Source organism: Aquiflexum gelatinilyticum, from assembly GCF_024741135.1.
GTDB classification, from domain to species: domain Bacteria; phylum Bacteroidota; class Bacteroidia; order Cytophagales; family Cyclobacteriaceae; genus Cognataquiflexum; species Cognataquiflexum gelatinilyticum.
Window position 1 is genome coordinate 76,903 of record NZ_JANSUY010000002.1, and the last position, 19,160, is coordinate 96,062.

The window sequence follows — 19,160 nt, forward strand, 5'->3', positions numbered from 1 at the left end:
AGATATTATTGGTGGTTCCTTTTTTTCAATAAAGCCAAGATACGAGAACCGAGAGCCAAGACAATGTGATAGAAGGAATCTTAAAATTTTGCAATCTTTCACGAATTTTCCTCCACTAAATCCTTGACACAGGCTACCCAAGTGTCCCGGGAGTTTAAGCTGGGCACTAGGTCCCATTTTTCACCGCCAAGCTCTTCAAATTGCTCCTTGTATTCTTCTCCTACTTCCACGGTAGTTTCCAAACAATCCGCCACAAAAGCCGGTGAGAAAACGAGTACTTTTTTTACTCCTTTTGAAGATAATTCCTTGATCAGGTCTTCGGTATAGGGTTTGATCCAAGGGTCTTTGCCGAGCCGGGACTGGAAGCAGGTGACTACTTTATCTTCCGGCAAACCCAATTTGGCAGCGATCAATCTTGTGGTATGGAAGCACTGACCGCGGTAGCAGAACTGGTTTTTCTTGGTATAGTTGCCACAGCATTTGTCACTGAGTTGGCAGTATCCATCCACAGAACCTTTTCGGATCTGTCGCTCGGGCAGTCCATGGTAAGAAAAAAGGTAAGTATCGTATTCTTCCTTTTCCATCATTTCTTTTCCCAATTCGGCCCAAGCCTCCACAAAAAGCGGGTGATCGACGAAGTTGTTGATAAAAGTGATGTTTGGGATGATCTGCCAGGTACGGGCGATTTCCATGACCTTGTCTACGACAGAACCGTTTGTAGCGGAAGCGTATTGCGGAAAAAGAGGCAGTACGATGATTTTTTTAACATTGGCTTTGTTCAGCTTTTCCAGGCCTTGTTCGATACTTGGCGTCTGATAGCGCATGGCAAATTCCACATGGTATTTTTCAGGGTCTAGGACTTTGATGAGTTTCTCGGTCAGGTCTACTGTATGGTACATCAGCGGTGAACCCCTTTCGGTAAAAAGTTTGCGGTATTCATGTGCGGATTTTGGGGCACGGAAAGGTGCGATGATGAGGTTGACCAATGCCCATCTTGGAATAAATGGAAAATCGATCACCCTTCCATCCATCAAAAATTCCCTTAAATATTTTCTGACATCGCCGGTGGCTGTACTGTCGGGAGTCCCGAGGTTGACCAATAGCACACCGATTTTTGCTTTATTTTTACTCATTTCTGTTTTGAATTCTTTATAATTTTAAAGAGAACCAAATTACAGGCTTTTGGTTGGAATTTGCCAATGGATTTGGATAAAGAGTGGATGGGATATGGCACTAGTACAGGGTGTAATTTGAAATTGCACCCTTTTATCCTTACCTACTTGCAATTGGGTTCAAATTAGAATCTCCCATTTGAAAGATAATTCTCGGTAAATTGAATTAAAATTCATTTTAAATGAAGGCTTAATTACAAACGCCTAGAGTCAATGCCAATCTTCGCCCAATTAGGCTACCTCCATTCTTATGCAATAAACTTATGTAATGACTCAGGAAGACGCTTTTTTAGAATGTTTAACACAATTGTTTTCGGTGTATTTGAGTCTAGAATCAACAACTCTTCCTTGATGTACTCTACCGAATTCCCTTTCGGGCTAATATCTCTTTCAACACTAAAATCCTCAACATTGATTTTGAAAACTACCTCCCCGTTTAATCCGATGATAGATACCAATGTGTCATTTATCCATTCGATTTTTTTTGACAATATTGAGTAATCAAATTCAGTTGTATCAAGCTTAAAAAGCAAAACTTCCTTAATCGATTCCTTTCCCTTAAATATTTCGGCAAAAATATCATTTGAATTCAGTCCTGGATTTAAGGTTACTCGCGCTCTTAGCTTTCGGTTTGGAGAACTTTTTTCTTTTATCAGTTCGAAACGATGCTCGAACCCAGAAGATAACAAAGCCTTTTCAGCGTCTCTGATCACCTTGGTTTCCCAATCGTTTTTTTGAAATATCTCCTTCAAGACTTTCGACAATTCCCTTGTTATTGAATGCCACCTTTTTAATTCGTTGGTTTCATCCAAATCCTCTTCTGGATGGAAAGGCCAATAAACTGATAAAACCGAGTACATTAATGGGTCAATACGCGTTTTTTCGAATTTAGGTGAGAATTCAATATTTATCCTATTGACACCCTTGATACCGGCATTTCTCATCAACATGGTATATAACCTGGAAATAAGGAGACCCTCGTTTTTTAGAGTTGCATAAAAATGTGAGTTTTCAGACTGTAAGGTGATTGCAAGAACTATGTGCATAAAGAATTAGGTTTACTGAGGTCGAATATTCAAACGCAAATTTCAAGGTCAATCAATCCTTCTTTGGTCGTAGTCAAACGTCTGATGCTAGGACTGGGTGTATCCAGCGGGCCATCACGGATGAAATTATTATCCTTTATCCATCCATCCAAGAAAATTCTCGGGATGCAATTGGACTATTCAACCATACGTTCAAACGAAAGATAGTTCCAGGTCATTTGAATTACAAATTCAAAAAAATAAAAAGGTGCATGTAATTACGCTTGGTGCCATCGCCATTCTCCGCAAAGGGAGGAAAGTCAGTATTTTTTCCACCTGAAAAAAAGGATATAAATTTTATTTTTTGTAATTTTATTTTGAAATTTAGAACATTTTGTTTTACTTTTATACATGCGTATAATAACTTTTAAAAGGATCAAAGAATTTTCTGAGACACATGCAGACGCTGATATTCCCTTACGCCTTTGGTATTCAGTGAGCAGTAAAAGAGAATGGAAATCACTGTTGGATATAAAGAAAGACTTCAATTCTGTAGACTATGTTGGCAATCAAAGATTTGTATTCAATATCAAAGGCAACACCTATCGTTTAATTGCGATCATTTCATTTAATGCACAGAAGATTTACATCAGATTTATTGGTACCCATGCGCAATACGACAAAATAAAGGACATTCAAAATATCTGAATCATGATCAAGACAGAAAAAGAATATAATGCCATTATTGAAAGAATTGAGGAGCTTCTTTCCGTTCCCGAAAATATAGAAAATCAGGATGCTAAAGGATACTTGGAATTAAACCTACTTTCGGATTTGGTGGCGGATTACGAAGAAAGAAACTATGCTATTGAAGCCCCGCCACTTTCTGAAATTATAAAGCTTCGAATGAATGAGAGGGGCTTAAATCAAAAAAATCTTTCAGAATTACTCGGTGTCAGTACCTCAAGAATCAGCGAATATCTCAATGGGAAGAGTGAACCCACTTTAAAAATAGCGAGGGAAATAAGTCGGAAATTGGATATCGATGCTTCTATTGTATTGGGGGTTTGACAAATAAAAAAAAAGGGAAGCAGATTGAATACCTGCTTCCCTTTCATTTTTCTTTTTGGTCAACTGAACATTTCCTAATGAGATCCTTCAGTCGTGCCTCATTCAGGATGACGCTATCAAAAACTGATTACTGCAAACTGAGACTGCTTACTTCTTAGAAGCCGCTTTCTTCATTGGATTGTCTCCAGCAGAAGCGCCTCTCACTCTTCCTCCTCCTTTGAACATCTCAAACCTGCTTGGCGCATACTGTCTTGGCCAGGTATTGTTGGATTCGTCGATGTCAGCGGTCTCACGGTATGGATCGAGGACGATGCTTTTCACCTCTTTTTTCTTGGCAAATACCTTGCTGACCCCTGATTCATTCAATCTCCAGATTTCGGCAGGGATTCTTTCCACTTCAGAAGTTCCGTCTGCATAATTGAATTGGATGATCAATGGCATCACCAATCCACCTACATTCTTGAATTTCATTTCGTAGAAATTCATGCCTGAGTTGACCAACTCTTTTTCCTTTGGATTGAGGCTTGCCATGAAATCCTTATAGGCTTTTTCATCCTCCGGCGTTACAGAAAAGGGATTGTATGAATTGTAAAAGTCTTTGGTACTTGGATCCGCTTCCACCACAGTTTGCGGAATGTCTTTTTGGTTGTACTCTTTGCTGATGTAAGTTTCCTCTTTGTCAAAGGCTTTCTTTTGGTCTGCCTTTTTCTCTGCAGGAGTTCTGTTATCGAGTTTGTACCAGTTTACTGTTTCCAAAGAAATGTCAACCGGCTCGGTACCATAGAACCAACCTCTCCAAAACCAGTCCAAATCTATTCCTGAGGCATCTTCCATTGTCCTGAAGAAATCATCCGGAGTCGGGTGCTTGAACATCCAACGAGTCGCATATTCCTGATAAGCAAAGTCAAAAAGCTCTCTGCCCATGATGGTTTCTCTCAGGATGTTCAATGCCGTTGCAGGTTTTGCGTACGCATTTGGTCCGAATTGGATGATATTTTCTGAGTTGGTCATGATCGGCTCGAGGGTGCTTTTTTCACTCGCCATATAAGGAGCAATTTTGTGGGCAGGACCTCTTCTTGATGGATAGTCTCTGTCCCACTCCTGCTCGGCTAGGAACTGCATAAATGTGTTCAAACCCTCATCCATCCAAGACCATTGTCTTTCGTCTGAGTTGACGATCATCGGGAAGTAATTGTGTCCCACTTCGTGAATGATCACCGAAATCATGCCGTATTTGACTGCATCAGAATAAGTGCCATCCGCATCGGGACGTCCATAGTTGAAGCAGATCATCGGGTATTCCATACCGTTGGTCGCCTCCACGGAGATTGCCACTGGATAAGGGTAATCGAAAGTTCTTGAAGAATAAGACTTCAAAGTATGGGCAACCACTTTGGTAGAATATTGTCCCCAGAGCGGATTGGCTTCTTTTGCATAGTAAGACATAGCCATTACTTCGTTACCACCTTGCTTCACAGCCATGGCATCCCAAATGAATTTTCGGGAAGAAGTCCAGGCAAAATCCCTCACATTTTCAGCATGGAATTCCCAGGTTTTTTTGTCTTTGGCTTTGGTCTTTTCTAATTTCTCTGCTTCAGCTTGGGTACGGATGACAACAGGCGTGTCAAAAGTCTTCTGTGCAGCCTTCCAACGGTCGAGTTCTGTTGCGCTAAGCACTTTGTCTGCATTTTGCAAAACCCCGGTAGAACCCACCATGTGGTCAGCAGGAACGGTGATCTTCACTTTGTAATCTCCAAATGTCAAAGCAAATTCCCCTCTTCCGACGAATTGCTTGTGTTGCCATCCCTGGAAATCTGAATAAACAGCCATTCTTGGAAACCATTCCGCCATGGTGTAGAGGTAGTTTCCGTCTTTTTCAAAATATTCATATCCGGGACGTCCGCCGATGAAGCTCATCCTGTCATGGATATTGAAAGTCCAGTCCATGGTAAATTCTGTCTTCTGACCGGGCATCAGCGGCTGCGGCAAATCAACACGCATCATGGTTTTGACAATGGTGATCGGAATGTCTTTTCCGGAAAGGTCTTTCACAGAAAGGATTTTGTAACCCAAATCCAGGTCATGCCAAAGAATTCCTTCCAATTGACGGAGATTCATCCTGTTATTGATATTGCTTTGTGCAATTTTTGGAGTATTGGAATCTTTGGCTCTTTCGTTTTGGTCGAGTTGGATCCAAAGGTATTTGAGCGGGTCAGGGGAATTGTTGTAGTACGTTACTTTCTGCCAACCTTTGATGGATTGGTTTTCGTCATTCAGTTCCACTTGGATTTCGTGATCGGCTTTTTGCTGCCAATACTGATGTCCCGGAGCACCGGATGCAGTGCGGTACACATTTGGGCTGCGAAGCATGGGACCGAGTTGCTCAAAACGCTCTGCATGGTTTTGCTCTGACCATTGTGCCAAAACAGGCAGGGAGAGCATTAAGCTAAAAGCAATAATTGCTGCTGATAAGATTCTTTTCATATTGATTTTTGTACTGAAATGGGCGAAACCTAGATACCAATGAGGCCATAATCGGAGCCGTCACTCTGAGTGAAACGAAGAGTCTCTCTTTTAGAGATTCTTCACCTTCGCAAGCTACGGTTCAGAAAGACGTAACACCATTTGGTAATCCAAACTCCAATTAATACTTTTTTTATAAATGATGTGTTCAATTTTTTACAAAAGGTGATAATTAGTTTCTTACCAAAACTTGGTGTCAATCATCATCATGATCGCCATCCCCAAAACTATGGAAGAGATAACCAATGCCCAATCTTTTCTGTTTACGCCGACAATACCAACAAGCAATCCTGCCACTACCACTGTAATGGTCACAATAACCAATTGACCGACTTCTAGACCTAGGTTAAACGCTAACAGCGGTTGGAAAATCGATGCTTCTTTCCCCAACAGTGACCTGAGGTAATTGGAAAAACCAAGTCCGTGAATCAGTCCGAAGAAAAGCGCGAAGACATAATTGATCTGAATGCCTCTGCCCGAACTTGGTTTTGGGCTGAAAATATTGCTCACTGCAGTCACTGCAATGGTAACCGGAATCAGAAATTCGATCCAATCAGAATTGACTTTTACCAACTTCAGCGTTGCCAAAGCCAAGGTAATCGAGTGACCAATGGTGAATGCGGTAACCAAAATCAAGATTTTTTTCCAATCCCTCGTCACGTAGATCGCGCAAAGCGCCACCACGAAGAGGATATGGTCAAATCCTTTTATGTCTAATATATGTTGAATTCCTAATTGAAAATACAGCTGAAACTGTCCCATTTGCGTTTTTTGATTATTGTGCCCAAAAGGCGCACAAGACTATTTGATTTCTGTCTAATTTGCAAAGAAAATAAAATATGGTGACCCAAATGCAATTCAATTACATTTTCATAATCATTTTAGGCTTGAAGGCTTTATTTCATCCTTTCTATATCAGTCTGACCGAGATCCGCTATAATCCTACTGACCAAAGTCTTGAAATTGCCCAAAAGATTTTTTGGGATGATTTGGAAACTGCTTTGGGAGAAAAATTCAATACCAAAGTGGATTTCCTAAATCCAAAGAATAAAGCTGACCTGGAGAAAATGGTACAAGTTTATCTTTTGGAGAAAAACGAAATCAAGGTCAATGGCCAAAAAGCCAGCCTCACTTATTTGGGTTATGAAATAGAGGAGGAAGCGGCTTGGTTCTATTTGGAAGCAACAGGTGTACCTGTTCCCAAAAAAGTGGAAATCAAAAATGATGTCCTGATTTCAAATTTTGAAAGCCAACAAAATATCATAAACTTTTATGTAGAAAAAAGTCCCAAAAGTTTGATTTTATATAAGGACAATGAAAGGGGAGAATTGAATTTTTAGGATGTACCTTTCACCATGAATTTAGAAATTGGGTCAATTATTTTTGCATCACCGTCCCACATTTCTTGCAGGTGGTATTCTCGGGGTTGCTCCAAAACCGCTCCATGATTGGTGGAAGTTGGCTGACGATATCGGTGATCTCGGCATACTCCTCATAGAGCTTATTTCCGCAGTTTTCACAATGCCAGATAAAACCATCTTTTTCGCCCGCTCTTCGGTACCGCTCAAAAACCAACCCGATCGTATTCGCAGGTCTTCTCGGAGAATGGGGCATTCTAGCCGGAAGGAGGAACATTTCACCTTCTTTAATAAGCACATCTTTTACTTCGCCTTCATCGACGACTTTGAGTGTAATGTCACCTTCGATCTGGTAAAAAAATTCCTCGCCAGCATCATAGTGGAAATCTTTTCTCGAATTTGGTCCGCCGACTACCATGACTATAAAATCGTCATTGCCCTGATAGATTACCTGATTTCCGATAGGTGGCTTGAGCAGGTGACGGTTTTCTTCGATCCACTTTTTAAAATTGATAGGTTTGGAAATTGGCATTTTTATATTGGTTTTTAAATATGGATTCGATTTGGCTGCAAATTAGTTTTGAACTTGAATCTTTTTCAACCAGATACTCATTGATATTGGATATTGGTTGATACTAAGCTGGAAGTCGACTCTAAAATGGAAAGAACTCCGATCGATCAGTATAGTTTTTCAATTTGAATGAATTTTAAAAGTATAAAAAAACTCTCATTTTATGCCTTACTTTGAGGTTCAATCCTTCTGATTTATGAATCTTCCCATCATCGATACCCATTGCGACATCCTATCCTACCTGGCCAAAATCCCAAATGCAGCTCCTGACAAATCCAGCGACATTGCCTGTGCGCTGCCTTTGTTGAAAAAAGGAAATGTCAAAATGCAGGTCTGTGCCATCTACACCGATGTAGCTGCAGGTAGCATGGAATCCGCAACCCGCCAAGCAGAAAAGTACAGGATGATGCTCAAAGATTTCGCAAAGGACGTTTCTCAGGTTGACAAAGTTTTTTTGGAAAGCATGGATTTGGACAGTAAGATCGGTCTGATCGCAGCGGTGGAAAATGCTGCAGGATTGGCTGACGAAAAAGCACCGATTGCGGCAGCTTTTGAGCAATTGGAAAACCTGATCAAGCTGACTTCTAAAATTGTTTACATCAGCCTGACTCACCATACCGAAAACAGGTTTGGAGGCGGCAATTACACCGAAGGCATCGGCTTAAAAGATGACGGAAAGAAAATCTTGGATTATATCTCAGACAGGAAAATCGCCATCGACCTGTCGCATACTTCTGATCTTTTGGCGGAAGGAATTCTAAACCATATCGATACCCACAAGCTTCAAATTCCGGTCATTGCGAGTCATTCCAATATGAGGAGTATCTGGAACCACAAGAGAAACCTTACGGATGAATTTGCCCAAGAGGTAATCAGGAGGAAAGGAATTATCGGCATCAACTTTCTGAGGTCATTTTTGGATGATCAAAATCCCGAAACAATCATCGACCATATCCTACACGGAATCGAAATCGGCGGGGAAGATTGTCTCTGTTTCGGTGCAGATTTCTTTTATACCAAGGATTTCCCTGACAAAAAGCGCCATCCGTTTTATTTTCCATTGGTAGAGGACGCCTCCAAATATCCCTCCTTTTTGGATGAACTTTCAGATCTTCTTCCTAAAGGGCAATTGGAAAAATTAGCTTACAAAAACTGTCAGCGGTTTTTTAAAACCATTGTTTAAAGACCCAAGCGAATTCTTCGGGCAAAAGTGAGTGTCCTCACTCACTTCCTTTTTCGGTTGGATAAAGGTTGAGGTTGAATTGTGGAGGCCGTCAGTGAAGACACTGACGACGGCAACAGATGTTATTGACAGATTGACATTTATAAAATTTTATCCTTTGGGTTGTTGAAGTTTTGGTTTTATCAACTTAAAAAGTATTTTTACTATAAAGAGGAATCCTTAATATTTTTACTATGAAGAAATTCTTTAGAATTATTCCAGTCATTTTTCTCCTCGCTTGTAATCAAATAGAAGACCCGATTGAATCCCCCTTGGAGCTTAAAGTTTTCCATTCTTTGGAAGAAGCATTGAAAAATCCTAAGTCCGCAAGACAATTAGCAATCTATGTAGAAAATGAGGGTGACCTCACTACTTTACCAGAGGAGATCGGGAAAATGGAAAATCTGGAGGGTTTATGGATCGTACTGCCGAATTTGACAAAGTTGCCGGAGTCGATTGGTGAATTGCGAAACCTTCAAACACTTGCAATAACAACCGAAAATTCTTTAATAGAAATTCCTGAAAGTATTGGAAACCTTTCCAAACTGCATTCGCTGATAATTTGGGGTGGAAATTTTAGGGATTTCCCGGAAAGTTTGGGAAACCTTTCAAGCCTCTCTTTACTTCAAATCTGGGAATCAAATCTGGTTGGATTACCAGGGAGCATCGGAAATTTGAAGGCACTTCGGGAATTGGGAATATATAGGTCAAATTTGGAAAGTTTACCTTCCCAAATTGGTGGGCTGGTAAACCTTGAACTGCTAACAATTAACGAATGTAAATTGGAATCTATACCAAAAGATTTTGGATTGTTAAAGAATCTGAAAGATGTCAGTTTTAGGGGAAATTCAATCACGTCATTTCCCATTGATTTATCAGGAATGGAATCACTAGAGCGCTTGGATTTATCAACGAATAACCTGACTGAATTTGGAGCAGACCTAAGCCAGCTCCCCAAATTGTTTATTATCTCTTTAAATTATAATAACCTCTCACTATTTCCCGTTGGCATCAAGGATTCCAGATCCCTAAACATAATTGAATTGGCATACAATCCAATCGCAGAAATTCCTCAAACATTCTCGACAAATAAAGAATTAATAATTATTAACCTTTCGGGAAGTAGATTAAAAAAATTACCCGATCTGAGTTCAATACCCCGTTTGTGGCAGCTATGGCTAAATGATATCCAGGGACTCCAATTGGAAGACCATATCTTTGAAAATAAGAATTTGCAAATCCTTTCGATGAATAATATTGGTCTAAAAGAACTCAGTCCAAAAATCGGTGATCTTTCAAATCTTAGTACACTTTATGTTTCAAATAACAAATTGACCACCTTACCTGAATCCATCAAAAATCTTCAAAAATTAGGAACATTGGTTCTTGAGAACAATAACTTTGATTGTGAAGAAATAAAACGTATCAGGTCGCTAGTTAATGTTCCCTTCAGATATGAATCTTGTAATTAATTAGTAAATTTTTAATCTAAAAAAATGGGTTATAAAATCTGTCATCAATTTTTTAAATGTTCAAACCAATTCTCCATGCCAATTGAGTGTCCTTATCTAGTTCCACTTTTGGATTGATTGATGAAAAAATTGCGATTCTTTAAAATTCAAGCCAATAATTTTGGCCAAAGTGAGTGTCTTCACTCACTTCAATTTTCGGTTAAATGAAGACGTCAGTGAAGACACTGACGAAAGCGACAGAGTAAGAAAGTTCTGATTGAAAAAATGAGTTTATTTTTCTTTAAAAATCAGAATTATAGGGTTATCGCCATCTTTGACATTAAAAATAGATTGGGAATCCCCCAAAACACTTGATTCAGAAGGCAATACCATATATCCTTGATTATTCCCGATACTGCCAAATGAAACCTCTTCTGAAAAATCAACCAATACAGTTGTATCTTGGTAACTAAACAAGATTTTTTGGCCTGAACTTAGTTGATCCGAGCCTTTATCAAAGAGAGATAAAAAAGAACGTCCCTGATTGAAAAAATTGTATAGGAGTATTTTCTCCAGATTAACAATATTACCCACATTGAATGATTTCTCTGACGAGTTGATATATTGAAATACATCGACGATTGAAGTATAATCCTTTCCTACCAATTCCTCCTCTGTAACTTTCTTATTCCCAAAATCAATATAAAATTCCGGTGCAACACTAAAGTCTGGACTGATTTTATAAATAGTATCGTTAAAAGAATTCACAAAATTAACTCCGCCAATGGTTTTTGAAAAAAAATCATGTCTGTTGATATGCAGGTATTTGGCTTTTTCCGGATTAAAGTTCAATTCACTTTTGGAAAATTCGTAACCTGTTGACAAGTTACTTCCTGCAAAAAAGTGCAGACCAGAAAATTTATCCAAAACATTCAAATACCCACCTGTCCCAACTAATCCACTCTCAAGTAGCTCCAATCCCAAAAGTGGATAAGATAAGGCATAATCAAACTCGTATTCAAAGTCATAGGTATATTGAAAGATAGCCCGCTGATTGGAATCATATACCCAAATTTTTTTTTGATCCGGCAAAATGATTAAATCTGTTAGGTTAGTATATTCATCTGGCCCACCTCCCTTTTTTGAAAGTTTACCCAGAAAGTTCCCCTGCTTGTCAAACTTGAAGACGGAACTTCCTCCCTTAATAAAAACCAAATCCTCATCGATAAGAACCTTATTTACAAAATCAATTATTGACGAATCAGTCGTATTGAGTTTTATTACCTCGGTAATTTCCAAAAAATTCGTAAGGTCAACTGACGAAGTGCTACTGGGTAAATTTTGAGTAATTGTTTTTAAATTGGAAGTTGTGGACTCATTACTTGAAGACTTACATCCAAACAAGATAAAAATAAATACAGGAAACAAAACTATTTTCTTCATTTCGAAATTTATAACTTTTCTATTGGAAACAAAATCGCAAATCATTCAAACCAACTCCGCTCCGATACCATTTCCCGTAGGAAAAGTCACGCTATCGGGAGTAATGGCCACGCCTTTGGCAATGTCCTCTGCGAGCAACATCGCCCCATCCATGTCCACATAATCCAACAGCGGTGCAATATGGGCAATAGCCGTGATGCCAATCGATGATTCGGTCATACAGCCGACCATTGTTTTCATGCCCAATGACTTGGCCTCCTTGATCATCCTCAAGGCCGGCGTGATTCCTCCAGCTTTTACCAACTTCACATTGATTCCGTGAAAAAGTCCGTAACATTTTTTGACGTCTGATTCGACGATGCAGCTTTCATCCGCCATCACAGGCAGTTTGGAATATTTAAAAACTTCCTTCATTCCTTCGAGGTCATCTTTTGCCAAAGGCTGCTCCATAAATTCGACACCGAGTCGGGCGAGTTCCTCCGAATAAGCAATCGCCTGTTGCGCAGTCCAAGCACAGTTGGCATCAATCCTGAATTTTGAAGTGGTATGCTTCCTCAGTTCACGGATGATTTCAAGGTCATTGCCTGTTCCAAGTTTGATCTTATACAGCGGCCAATCGACTTCTTTCATCTTAGCTACCATTTTTTCTAGGGAATCAATCCCGATGGTAAAATTGGTCAAAGGAATATCATGAGGGTCCAAACCCAAATACTCGTACAATTTCTTTCCTTTTTTCTTGGTAAAAATATCCCAAGCGGCCAAGTCTAAAGCACATTGGGCGAAAGGATTGTCTTTGAAAACAACTTTGCCCATCTCCCAAAGTTTTTCAGGTGAAGACCAATTGCCATTTTCTACCATGCTTCTGCTTTCTTCGAGTTTGCTGCAGATATTCTCCGCCGTCATCCCATAAAAAGGGTTGGTCGTCGTCTCTCCCAAACCATAAAAATCCCCATCTTCCAGCTTGACGATGATGGTATCCTGCACATCACGGCTTTGGTGGGCGATGGTAAAAGTATGTTTGAGAACTAAATCGCGGACAAAGAAAGAAAGCTTCATTTCGGTTTATTTTGGAATATGGGCAAAAGTAAATTTATTTTTTTGGCTAAGTTTATAACTTAGACAATTAATTTCAATCACTAAGATACCATGCAAATACACCAGAAATCCATTTCCCTGATTGCCTTTTTCTCAATTTTATACTTCAGCATTTCTTGTCAGCCAAAAGAATCGGAAACAGCATCGACGCCTGTTGACGTGACCGAATTGGATCTTGCCTATGAGAAATACCAGGAAAAAAGCATCACAGAACGCAGGTTTAAGCATGCGGATGTGATCCATTTGGTCAAAGACAGAAAAGGTAAATTCGCTGTGGAAGAAATCGGCAAGTCCGTAGAAGGAAAGGAAATCTTTCAGATGACCATTGGCACAGGCGAAACCAAAGTCATGCTTTGGTCCCAGATGCACGGCAATGAAAGCACGGCGACGATGGCCTTGTTTGACCTCTTCAACTTTTTTGAAGGGGAAAATGATGGCTTGGATGAGTTGAGAAATAAACTGTTGGAAAAGCTGACCATCCGCTTTATTCCCATCGTCAATCCCGACGGTATGGATAATTGGATGAGGAGAAATGCGTTGGACATTGACCTCAACAGAGATGCTGTAAAACTTGCTTCGCCTGAGGCAGTAATCCTGAAAAACGCCAGAGACACATTTTCCCCGGCATTTGGTTTTAACCTTCATGACCAACAGACTTACTACACGGCAGGTGAAGTAGCCACACCTGCGACAATATCGGTTTTGGCCCCTGCCTACAATTTCGAAACAGAGATCAATGATGTCCGCAAAAAAGCCATGCAGGTGATCGTCGGGTTGAACAGGATGATGGAAGCTGTCGCTCCCGGTCATGTGGGCAAATATGACGATGCTTTTGAACCAAGGGCTTTTGGGGACAATTTCCAGAAATGGGGAACAAGTACCATCTTGATAGAATCAGGTGGCTATCCCAACGATCCTGAAAAGCAATATATCCGCAAGCTGAATTTTATGATCATGCTGCATGCCATGGAAGAAATCGCCGATCAGTCCTATGAGAATTATTCTTTGGACGAATATGACTCCATTCCCGAAAATGCGACAAGGCTGATGGATGTCGTAATCAGAAACCTTCCGATGGAAAAAGATTCATTGTCCTACCCAATTGACTTGGGTATTCGCAGAAGGGAAATAGACGCCAATGGCGCTTTCTATGTGAGTGGAGGAATTGACGACTTGGGTGATTTGTCGATTTTCTATGGCTATGAAGAATTGGATGCAAGCGGAATGGAAATCACAGAAGGTAAAATTTATGAAACTGCTTTTGCGAAAGTCTCCGATATCAGTGCAGAAAAAGCCTTGGAATTGTTGAAATCCGGTTATCTAGCCGTCAAAGTAAAGGAATCGGAAGCCAGAGAATTACATGGCTTGCCGATTTTGGTATTTAAAAACGCCACTTCAATACCTTTTGGGATCCGTACAGGAGGAAGTCCCAACTTCTTCCTTTCAAAAGACGGCGTATTGAAATACGCTGTGGTGAACGGATACCTAGTGGATCTTGAAAAGCCAATTGAGAAAAATTATAGAATGAGTGTCAATTGAAATCATTTGACTTAATTGAAGTTAATCATCCTGTTTTATTCTAAATTTAAGAATCACTTTCTTATTATTTCCAAACTATGCAAACCATGAGAAAACACCTGACCGCAATCATCTTTGCTACTGCCATCATTGTTTCCGCTGCAATTCTTGGTAATTCGATCGTAAACAGAAACAAGAAATCAGGAACTGTCGATGTCACCGGTTTGGGTGAAAAGAATTTTACCTCTGACTTGGTAGTTTGGGAGGGAAATTTCAGCAGGGACAATTTTGATATCAAAACAGCTTATTCTGATCTAGAGAAAGACAGAAAGGCTGTCACAGATTATTTGGTTTCCAAAGGCATTCCCAAGGAAAAAATCATTTTTCAAGCAGTGAACACCAACCCACTTTACCAACAAAACTACAGCAGCAGCGGAAACTTCACAGGACAGACTTTCTTGGGATACCAACTCAACCAAACCCTCTCGATAGAATCGACTGAAGTGGATAAAGTAGAAAAAATCAGTAGGGAAATTACTGAACTCTTGCTTCAGGGAGTGAAATTCTATTCCCAACCTCCCCGCTATTACTATACCCAATTGGAAAGCCTCAAGATCGAAATGATATCCAAAGCCACGGAAGATGCACGTGTCAGGGCTGAAAAAATAGCCGAAAACTCAGGTTCCAAACTCGGAAACCTGCTTTCAGCCAACATGGGAATCTTCCAGATTACCGGTCAAAATTCTGCCGAGGACTATTCTTGGGGCGGTACTTTCAATACCTCTTCCAAAGAAAAAACCGCTTCGATTACGATGCGATTGAGTTATGGGGTGAGGTGAAATGTTTTGAATTAAGAATCATAAATTAACAAATGGTTTAATGTTTGGAAAAATCGTAGAATATGAACTATCAAGAATATATTGAAATTCGGGCAGAAAAAAGATTTGGCAAACCTTGTATCAAAGGGACTAGGATTACTGTTTATGATGTTTTGAATTGGATGTCAAATGGCATGAGCAAAGAAGAAATTATGAATGATTTCGAGGAGCTTAACGAACAGATGATCAATGCCTGCTTGGCATTTGCGGCGGATAAGGAAAATAAAATCCGGATTGCATCTTGAACTTTTTGATTTAATTATGTCTCTGAAAATATTTAGGCAAGTCACAATTTGAAATACTGGTATGTCAGTGCAGACACTGCAAAAGGCGGGCAGAACAAAGGCGAAGTAAGTTTAGACTTCTTTCTGTCAAACTTTATTTTTAATATTCCGTGAAAATTGATATATTTTTAAGGTTGCAAAAGCATCTAAATATGAAAAGACTAATCGTAATTTTTGTTTTCATCTTACTTGCTTCTTGTACAGGCCAAAAAAAATTAATGAACAAGTGGGTAGGTTCATCCAAAGAAAATCTGATTTCGGAATGGGGAATGCCATCAAAAACTGTAGAAGTTGAACCGGGCGGAGAAATTTTGGTATTTGCACAAGAGGTAAATTTCCGGCACTCTTCCGCAAATGTGGGATCTACATCAGGTGGTCAAATGGGAAGTGTTACGCAAAATAATATCGAGGTTAAAAAGTGGCAATACACCCTATTTTTGGTTGATCCGGAAGGCATCATCTATCATTTGACTCAAAAATTCTATTCGATTTCTCCTGAGAAAATAAATTTTCAGCTTAGTCAAAAAAAAGAAGAGAAAAATTTATAAAAAGACCATTAATGGATCGGCAATCCATTTTTTAATTTTTCGACTACTATTAAAAGTTGATTTCCACTTAATAAAAGTTGATAAAAAAAAGCGGGACCTATTCGGTCTCGCTTTTTACGGTTAGTTCTATTTCTTCTCCTGAGTCGTCCAGGAATTTGTACTCCGTCACCGGGAGTGAAGAGTCTTTTGTCAGCTTTACCCACTTAAAGTATTTGAAAAACCACCTTACTCTCTGAGAGATGACTCCATGCGTGAAGTACGCATACAGGTAAGGGTGTAATCCGATCTGGATATTGGAAACATTCTGGATAGTGGCAATATGCTCGAGGTCTTTTTCCAATTGATCTGCCACCAAAATGGAGGCCTGGATCTTACCTGTTCCGTTACATGCCGGACAGGTTTCTTTGGTGACAATGTTGACTTCGGGTCTCACACGCTGCCTTGTAATCTGCATCAGACCAAACTTGGTCAATGGCAATACGGTATTTTTAGACCTGTCATCTTTCATTTCCTCCCTCATGGCATCATAAATGGCCTTTTTGTTATCGGCCTTTTTCATGTCGATGAAGTCAATGACAATGATACCTCCCATATCTCGGAGGCGAAGCTGTCGTGCAATTTCTTTTGCTGCGACCAGGTTGGTTTTTAATGCTGTTGTTTCCTGATCACTTTCTTGGTTTGACTTGTTTCCACTGTTGACGTCTATGACGTGAAGGGCTTCGGTATGCTCGATAATGACATAACCGCCCTGTGGAAGACTTATCGTCTGACCAAACAAGCTTTTGATTTGCTTTTCTATTCCAAAACTTTCAAAGAGCTTCGCTTTACCGTTGTAAAGCTTCACAATTTTTTCCTTTTCAGGGGCAATGGATCTGATGTAAGACCTGATTTGATCATAGGTCAATTCATCCTCTACGGTGATTGCATCGAATGATTCGTTGAGCAGGTCTCTGATGATAGAGGAAGCCATGCTCATTTCTCCAATTACTTTGTCGCGTCCTTTGGCTTTAGCCAGTTTTTTCATGCCTTCTTCCCAGGTCGTCAGCAGATTTCTGAGGTCTTTGTCAAGTTCTAATACTGACTGACCTTCTGCTACAGTTCTGATGATGACACCAAAATTGGCCGGCTTGATAGAGGTAATTAAGCGTACCAGCCTTTTTCTTTCTTCGGCACTGCGTATCTTTTTGGATACGTTGACTGTGTCAGAAAACGGGACTAATACCAGGTAGCGACCTGCGATGGAGAGCTCGCACGATAGTCTTGGGCCTTTGGTGGAGATGGGTTCTTTGACCACCTGCACCAGCACCTGATTTCCTTTAGTCAATACATTGGAGATTTTTCCAAGCTTTTCTATATCAGGTTCTTTCTCAAATCCTTTAAGATTCAAGTTGGGATAATTATTGTTGCGAACGAGTTTTGTAAATTTGTTAAGGCTTGTGATTTGGGGACCCAAATCCTGATAATGCAGGAAAGCATCCTTTTCATAACCGACATCAATGAAGGCGGCGTTGAGACCATTGACAATTTTACGGACTGTACCCAAATAAATATCCCCGACTTTAAACTGGTTTTCTCCACCTTCTGAGTGGATTTCGACCAGGTTTTTGTCTTTGAGAAGGGCAATGCGACTACCGTTCTGAGCAGAATCGATTAATAATTCTGTGCTCAATCGTGTCTGTTTTTATATGATGTAAATGAACGTTTAGTGTAAAAACTCAAAAAGAAGAAGTGTATTACTTCTTCTTATGTCTGTTTTTTCTAAGTCTTTTCTTACGCTTGTGCGTAGCGATTTTGTGTCTTTTTCTTTTTTTACCGCAAGGCATAATTTTAAGGATTTAAAGTTGAATAATAATTTATAACCTCTCAAGGTAACCCTCCACACTTGCCAAAACCATAGGTTCTTTGCTCATGCTTTGAACCAACTCGAATTGCTGTTTTGCTTTGTTGTTTTGCTTTGATTCGAAGTAGCTTACGCCTAGATAAAATTGCCCCTGTACATTTTCAGGGTGGTGTTTTACCAATTCTTCAAACCTTTCTGCAGCTCTTTTGTACTGACCGGACTGCATCGACAAAACTCCCATGTTGAAGAGTCCATCCTCATTGGTCGGATCCTCCTCCAATACTTCCCTCAGCATGGTGATACCTTGCATCGGGTTGGCTGAAGATACGTAAGTCATCGCCATTTTTGTTTTCAGGTCCAGTCTTTTTGGATCTTGCTCCAAAACTTTGGTAAGGTAAGTACGGGTTTTTTCTGCAAGAAGAGAAACTTTTTCTTGATCTAAGGCAAAAGTGTAGGCTTCATAATAGGCAGCCCCTGCTTTTTCCCAACTTTGAGGTGTTTCTAGTTTTACTGCAGCCCTATCAAGCGTGTAAGCCGCACTGTCAAATTTTCCTGCTTTGATATAAATCGATGCGATTTGATCAGACAATGCTGCAATTTTTTCCTTATTTTCCTGGGTATCGAAATTTTTCAATAATCCACTCAAAACTTCCCTGTCCTCAGCTTCCATGGGCGCATCATGCAATTCTTCGGCCTTTTGGGCAGAAGAAGGCTGATCTTCGGTGATCTGGGTACTGCCCTCTTCATTGTCTACAACCACACGTGGAAGAGAATACAGTATACCGATCGTCGCTACCCCAAGGATTAGAACTAGAATTTGGGATTTTTTCATAAGGAAAAAAGCACTCAGGATTAATCCTGAGGTGCTAGTTCTTTGATTTTTTTACTGTTTTTAATTTTTTCAATAAACACTTTAGAAGGTTTGAAAGATGGAACAAAATGCTCATCGATCACGATCGCTGTGTTTTTGGAGATGTTTCGAGCAATTTTTTTAGCTCTCTTTTTATTTACAAAGCTGCCAAAGCCTCTTACGTAAATATTATCTCCCTCCGCCATGGAATCTTTTACCACTTTGAAGAATGCCTCAATTGTCTGAGTAACATCGTCTTTTTGGATTCCGGTTTTGTCCGAAATCTTGGTGATTACTTCTGCTTTAGTCAC

19 protein-coding genes are annotated in these 19,160 nt (G+C 39.9%); 9 read left to right on the plus strand and 10 right to left on the minus strand.

Features of this window, described 5'->3' with window-relative positions; all coding sequences use genetic code 11:
• Positions 1 to 98 precede the first annotated feature (98 nt).
• The gene (gene hemH / locus NU887_RS04205; protein ID WP_258422113.1) at positions 99 to 1,133 is read right to left on the minus strand and encodes a ferrochelatase; all 1,035 of its coding nucleotides are present in this window, start codon (positions 1,131 to 1,133) and stop codon (positions 99 to 101) included.
• Between the two features lie 287 nt (positions 1,134 to 1,420).
• A complete protein-coding gene (locus NU887_RS04210; protein WP_258422114.1) occupies positions 1,421 to 2,218 on the minus strand; it encodes a hypothetical protein in 798 nt (265 codons plus the stop codon).
• 390 nt (positions 2,219 to 2,608) lie between these two features.
• Between NU887_RS04210 and NU887_RS04215 the strand changes: the two genes are divergently transcribed.
• Both NU887_RS04215 and NU887_RS04220 read left to right on the plus strand, forming a co-directional pair.
• Positions 2,609 to 2,905: a type II toxin-antitoxin system HigB family toxin gene (locus NU887_RS04215; protein ID WP_241124888.1), complete on the plus strand. Its 297-nt coding sequence runs from the start codon at positions 2,609 to 2,611 to the stop codon at positions 2,903 to 2,905.
• A 3-nt stretch (positions 2,906 to 2,908) separates the two neighbouring features.
• Complete coding sequence (locus NU887_RS04220) at positions 2,909 to 3,268, plus strand: helix-turn-helix domain-containing protein (protein ID WP_241124887.1); 360 nt, start codon at positions 2,909 to 2,911, stop codon at positions 3,266 to 3,268.
• A gap of 147 nt (positions 3,269 to 3,415) precedes the next feature.
• Here NU887_RS04220 and NU887_RS04225 read toward each other — a convergent pair whose 3' ends face one another.
• Positions 3,416 to 5,752: a M1 family metallopeptidase gene (locus NU887_RS04225; protein ID WP_258422115.1), complete on the minus strand. Its 2,337-nt coding sequence runs from the start codon at positions 5,750 to 5,752 to the stop codon at positions 3,416 to 3,418.
• Between the two features lie 219 nt (positions 5,753 to 5,971).
• Positions 5,972 to 6,553 (minus strand): HupE/UreJ family protein, encoded by a 582-nt coding sequence (locus NU887_RS04230; RefSeq protein ID WP_258422116.1) that lies wholly within the window; start codon positions 6,551 to 6,553, stop codon positions 5,972 to 5,974.
• An 89-nt stretch (positions 6,554 to 6,642) separates the two neighbouring features.
• Here NU887_RS04230 and NU887_RS04235 point away from each other — a divergent pair, with 89 nt between their 5' ends.
• Positions 6,643 to 7,131: a DUF6702 family protein gene (locus NU887_RS04235; RefSeq protein WP_258422117.1), complete on the plus strand. Its 489-nt coding sequence runs from the start codon at positions 6,643 to 6,645 to the stop codon at positions 7,129 to 7,131.
• A gap of 37 nt (positions 7,132 to 7,168) precedes the next feature.
• Here NU887_RS04235 and NU887_RS04240 read toward each other — a convergent pair whose 3' ends face one another.
• Positions 7,169 to 7,681 carry a 3-hydroxyanthranilate 3,4-dioxygenase gene (locus NU887_RS04240; RefSeq protein WP_258422118.1) on the minus strand — a complete coding sequence of 171 codons (513 nt, stop codon included), beginning with the start codon at positions 7,679 to 7,681 and terminating at the stop codon, positions 7,169 to 7,171.
• Between the two features lie 235 nt (positions 7,682 to 7,916).
• Here NU887_RS04240 and NU887_RS04245 point away from each other — a divergent pair, with 235 nt between their 5' ends.
• Complete coding sequence (locus NU887_RS04245) at positions 7,917 to 8,903, plus strand: dipeptidase (protein WP_258422119.1); 987 nt, start codon at positions 7,917 to 7,919, stop codon at positions 8,901 to 8,903.
• A gap of 335 nt (positions 8,904 to 9,238) precedes the next feature.
• Positions 9,239 to 10,414, plus strand: a complete 1,176-nt coding sequence (locus NU887_RS04250; protein WP_258422120.1) for a leucine-rich repeat domain-containing protein — start codon at positions 9,239 to 9,241, stop codon at positions 10,412 to 10,414.
• A 270-nt stretch (positions 10,415 to 10,684) separates the two neighbouring features.
• On the opposite strand, the gene NU887_RS04255 is transcribed toward NU887_RS04250, so the two are convergent.
• Both NU887_RS04255 and NU887_RS04260 read right to left on the minus strand, forming a co-directional pair.
• On the minus strand, positions 10,685 to 11,881 hold the full coding sequence (locus NU887_RS04255; protein ID WP_338080965.1) for a 6-bladed beta-propeller: 1,197 nt from the start codon (positions 11,879 to 11,881) through the stop codon (positions 10,685 to 10,687).
• Positions 11,882 to 12,892 (minus strand): dipeptide epimerase, encoded by a 1,011-nt coding sequence (locus NU887_RS04260; RefSeq protein ID WP_258422122.1) that lies wholly within the window; start codon positions 12,890 to 12,892, stop codon positions 11,882 to 11,884. It abuts the gene before it with no gap.
• Between the two features lie 90 nt (positions 12,893 to 12,982).
• Between NU887_RS04260 and NU887_RS04265 the strand changes: the two genes are divergently transcribed.
• From NU887_RS04265 to NU887_RS04280, 4 genes are all read left to right on the plus strand, one after another.
• Positions 12,983 to 14,470 carry a M14 family zinc carboxypeptidase gene (locus NU887_RS04265; RefSeq protein ID WP_258422123.1) on the plus strand — a complete coding sequence of 496 codons (1,488 nt, stop codon included), beginning with the start codon at positions 12,983 to 12,985 and terminating at the stop codon, positions 14,468 to 14,470.
• Positions 14,471 to 14,556: 86 nt separating this feature from the next.
• Positions 14,557 to 15,288 carry an SIMPL domain-containing protein gene (locus NU887_RS04270; RefSeq protein WP_258422124.1) on the plus strand — a complete coding sequence of 244 codons (732 nt, stop codon included), beginning with the start codon at positions 14,557 to 14,559 and terminating at the stop codon, positions 15,286 to 15,288.
• A 62-nt stretch (positions 15,289 to 15,350) separates the two neighbouring features.
• Entirely contained in the window at positions 15,351 to 15,572 is a 222-nt protein-coding gene (locus tag NU887_RS04275) for a DUF433 domain-containing protein (RefSeq protein WP_258422125.1), read from the plus strand.
• Positions 15,573 to 15,763: 191 nt separating this feature from the next.
• Positions 15,764 to 16,159, plus strand: a complete 396-nt coding sequence (locus tag NU887_RS04280) for a hypothetical protein (RefSeq protein ID WP_258422126.1) — start codon at positions 15,764 to 15,766, stop codon at positions 16,157 to 16,159.
• A 97-nt stretch (positions 16,160 to 16,256) separates the two neighbouring features.
• Here NU887_RS04280 and NU887_RS04285 read toward each other — a convergent pair whose 3' ends face one another.
• The 3 genes from NU887_RS04285 to NU887_RS04295 all read right to left on the minus strand — a co-directional run bounded on the left by NU887_RS04285 (position 16,257) and on the right by NU887_RS04295 (position 19,160).
• Complete coding sequence (locus NU887_RS04285; protein WP_241124873.1) at positions 16,257 to 17,828, minus strand: Rne/Rng family ribonuclease; 1,572 nt, start codon at positions 17,826 to 17,828, stop codon at positions 16,257 to 16,259.
• Between the two features lie 184 nt (positions 17,829 to 18,012).
• Complete coding sequence (locus tag NU887_RS04290; protein WP_258422127.1) at positions 18,013 to 18,831, minus strand: tetratricopeptide repeat protein; 819 nt, start codon at positions 18,829 to 18,831, stop codon at positions 18,013 to 18,015.
• A 20-nt stretch (positions 18,832 to 18,851) separates the two neighbouring features.
• Positions 18,852 to 19,160 (minus strand): HU family DNA-binding protein, encoded by a 309-nt coding sequence (locus NU887_RS04295; protein ID WP_241124871.1) that lies wholly within the window; start codon positions 19,158 to 19,160, stop codon positions 18,852 to 18,854.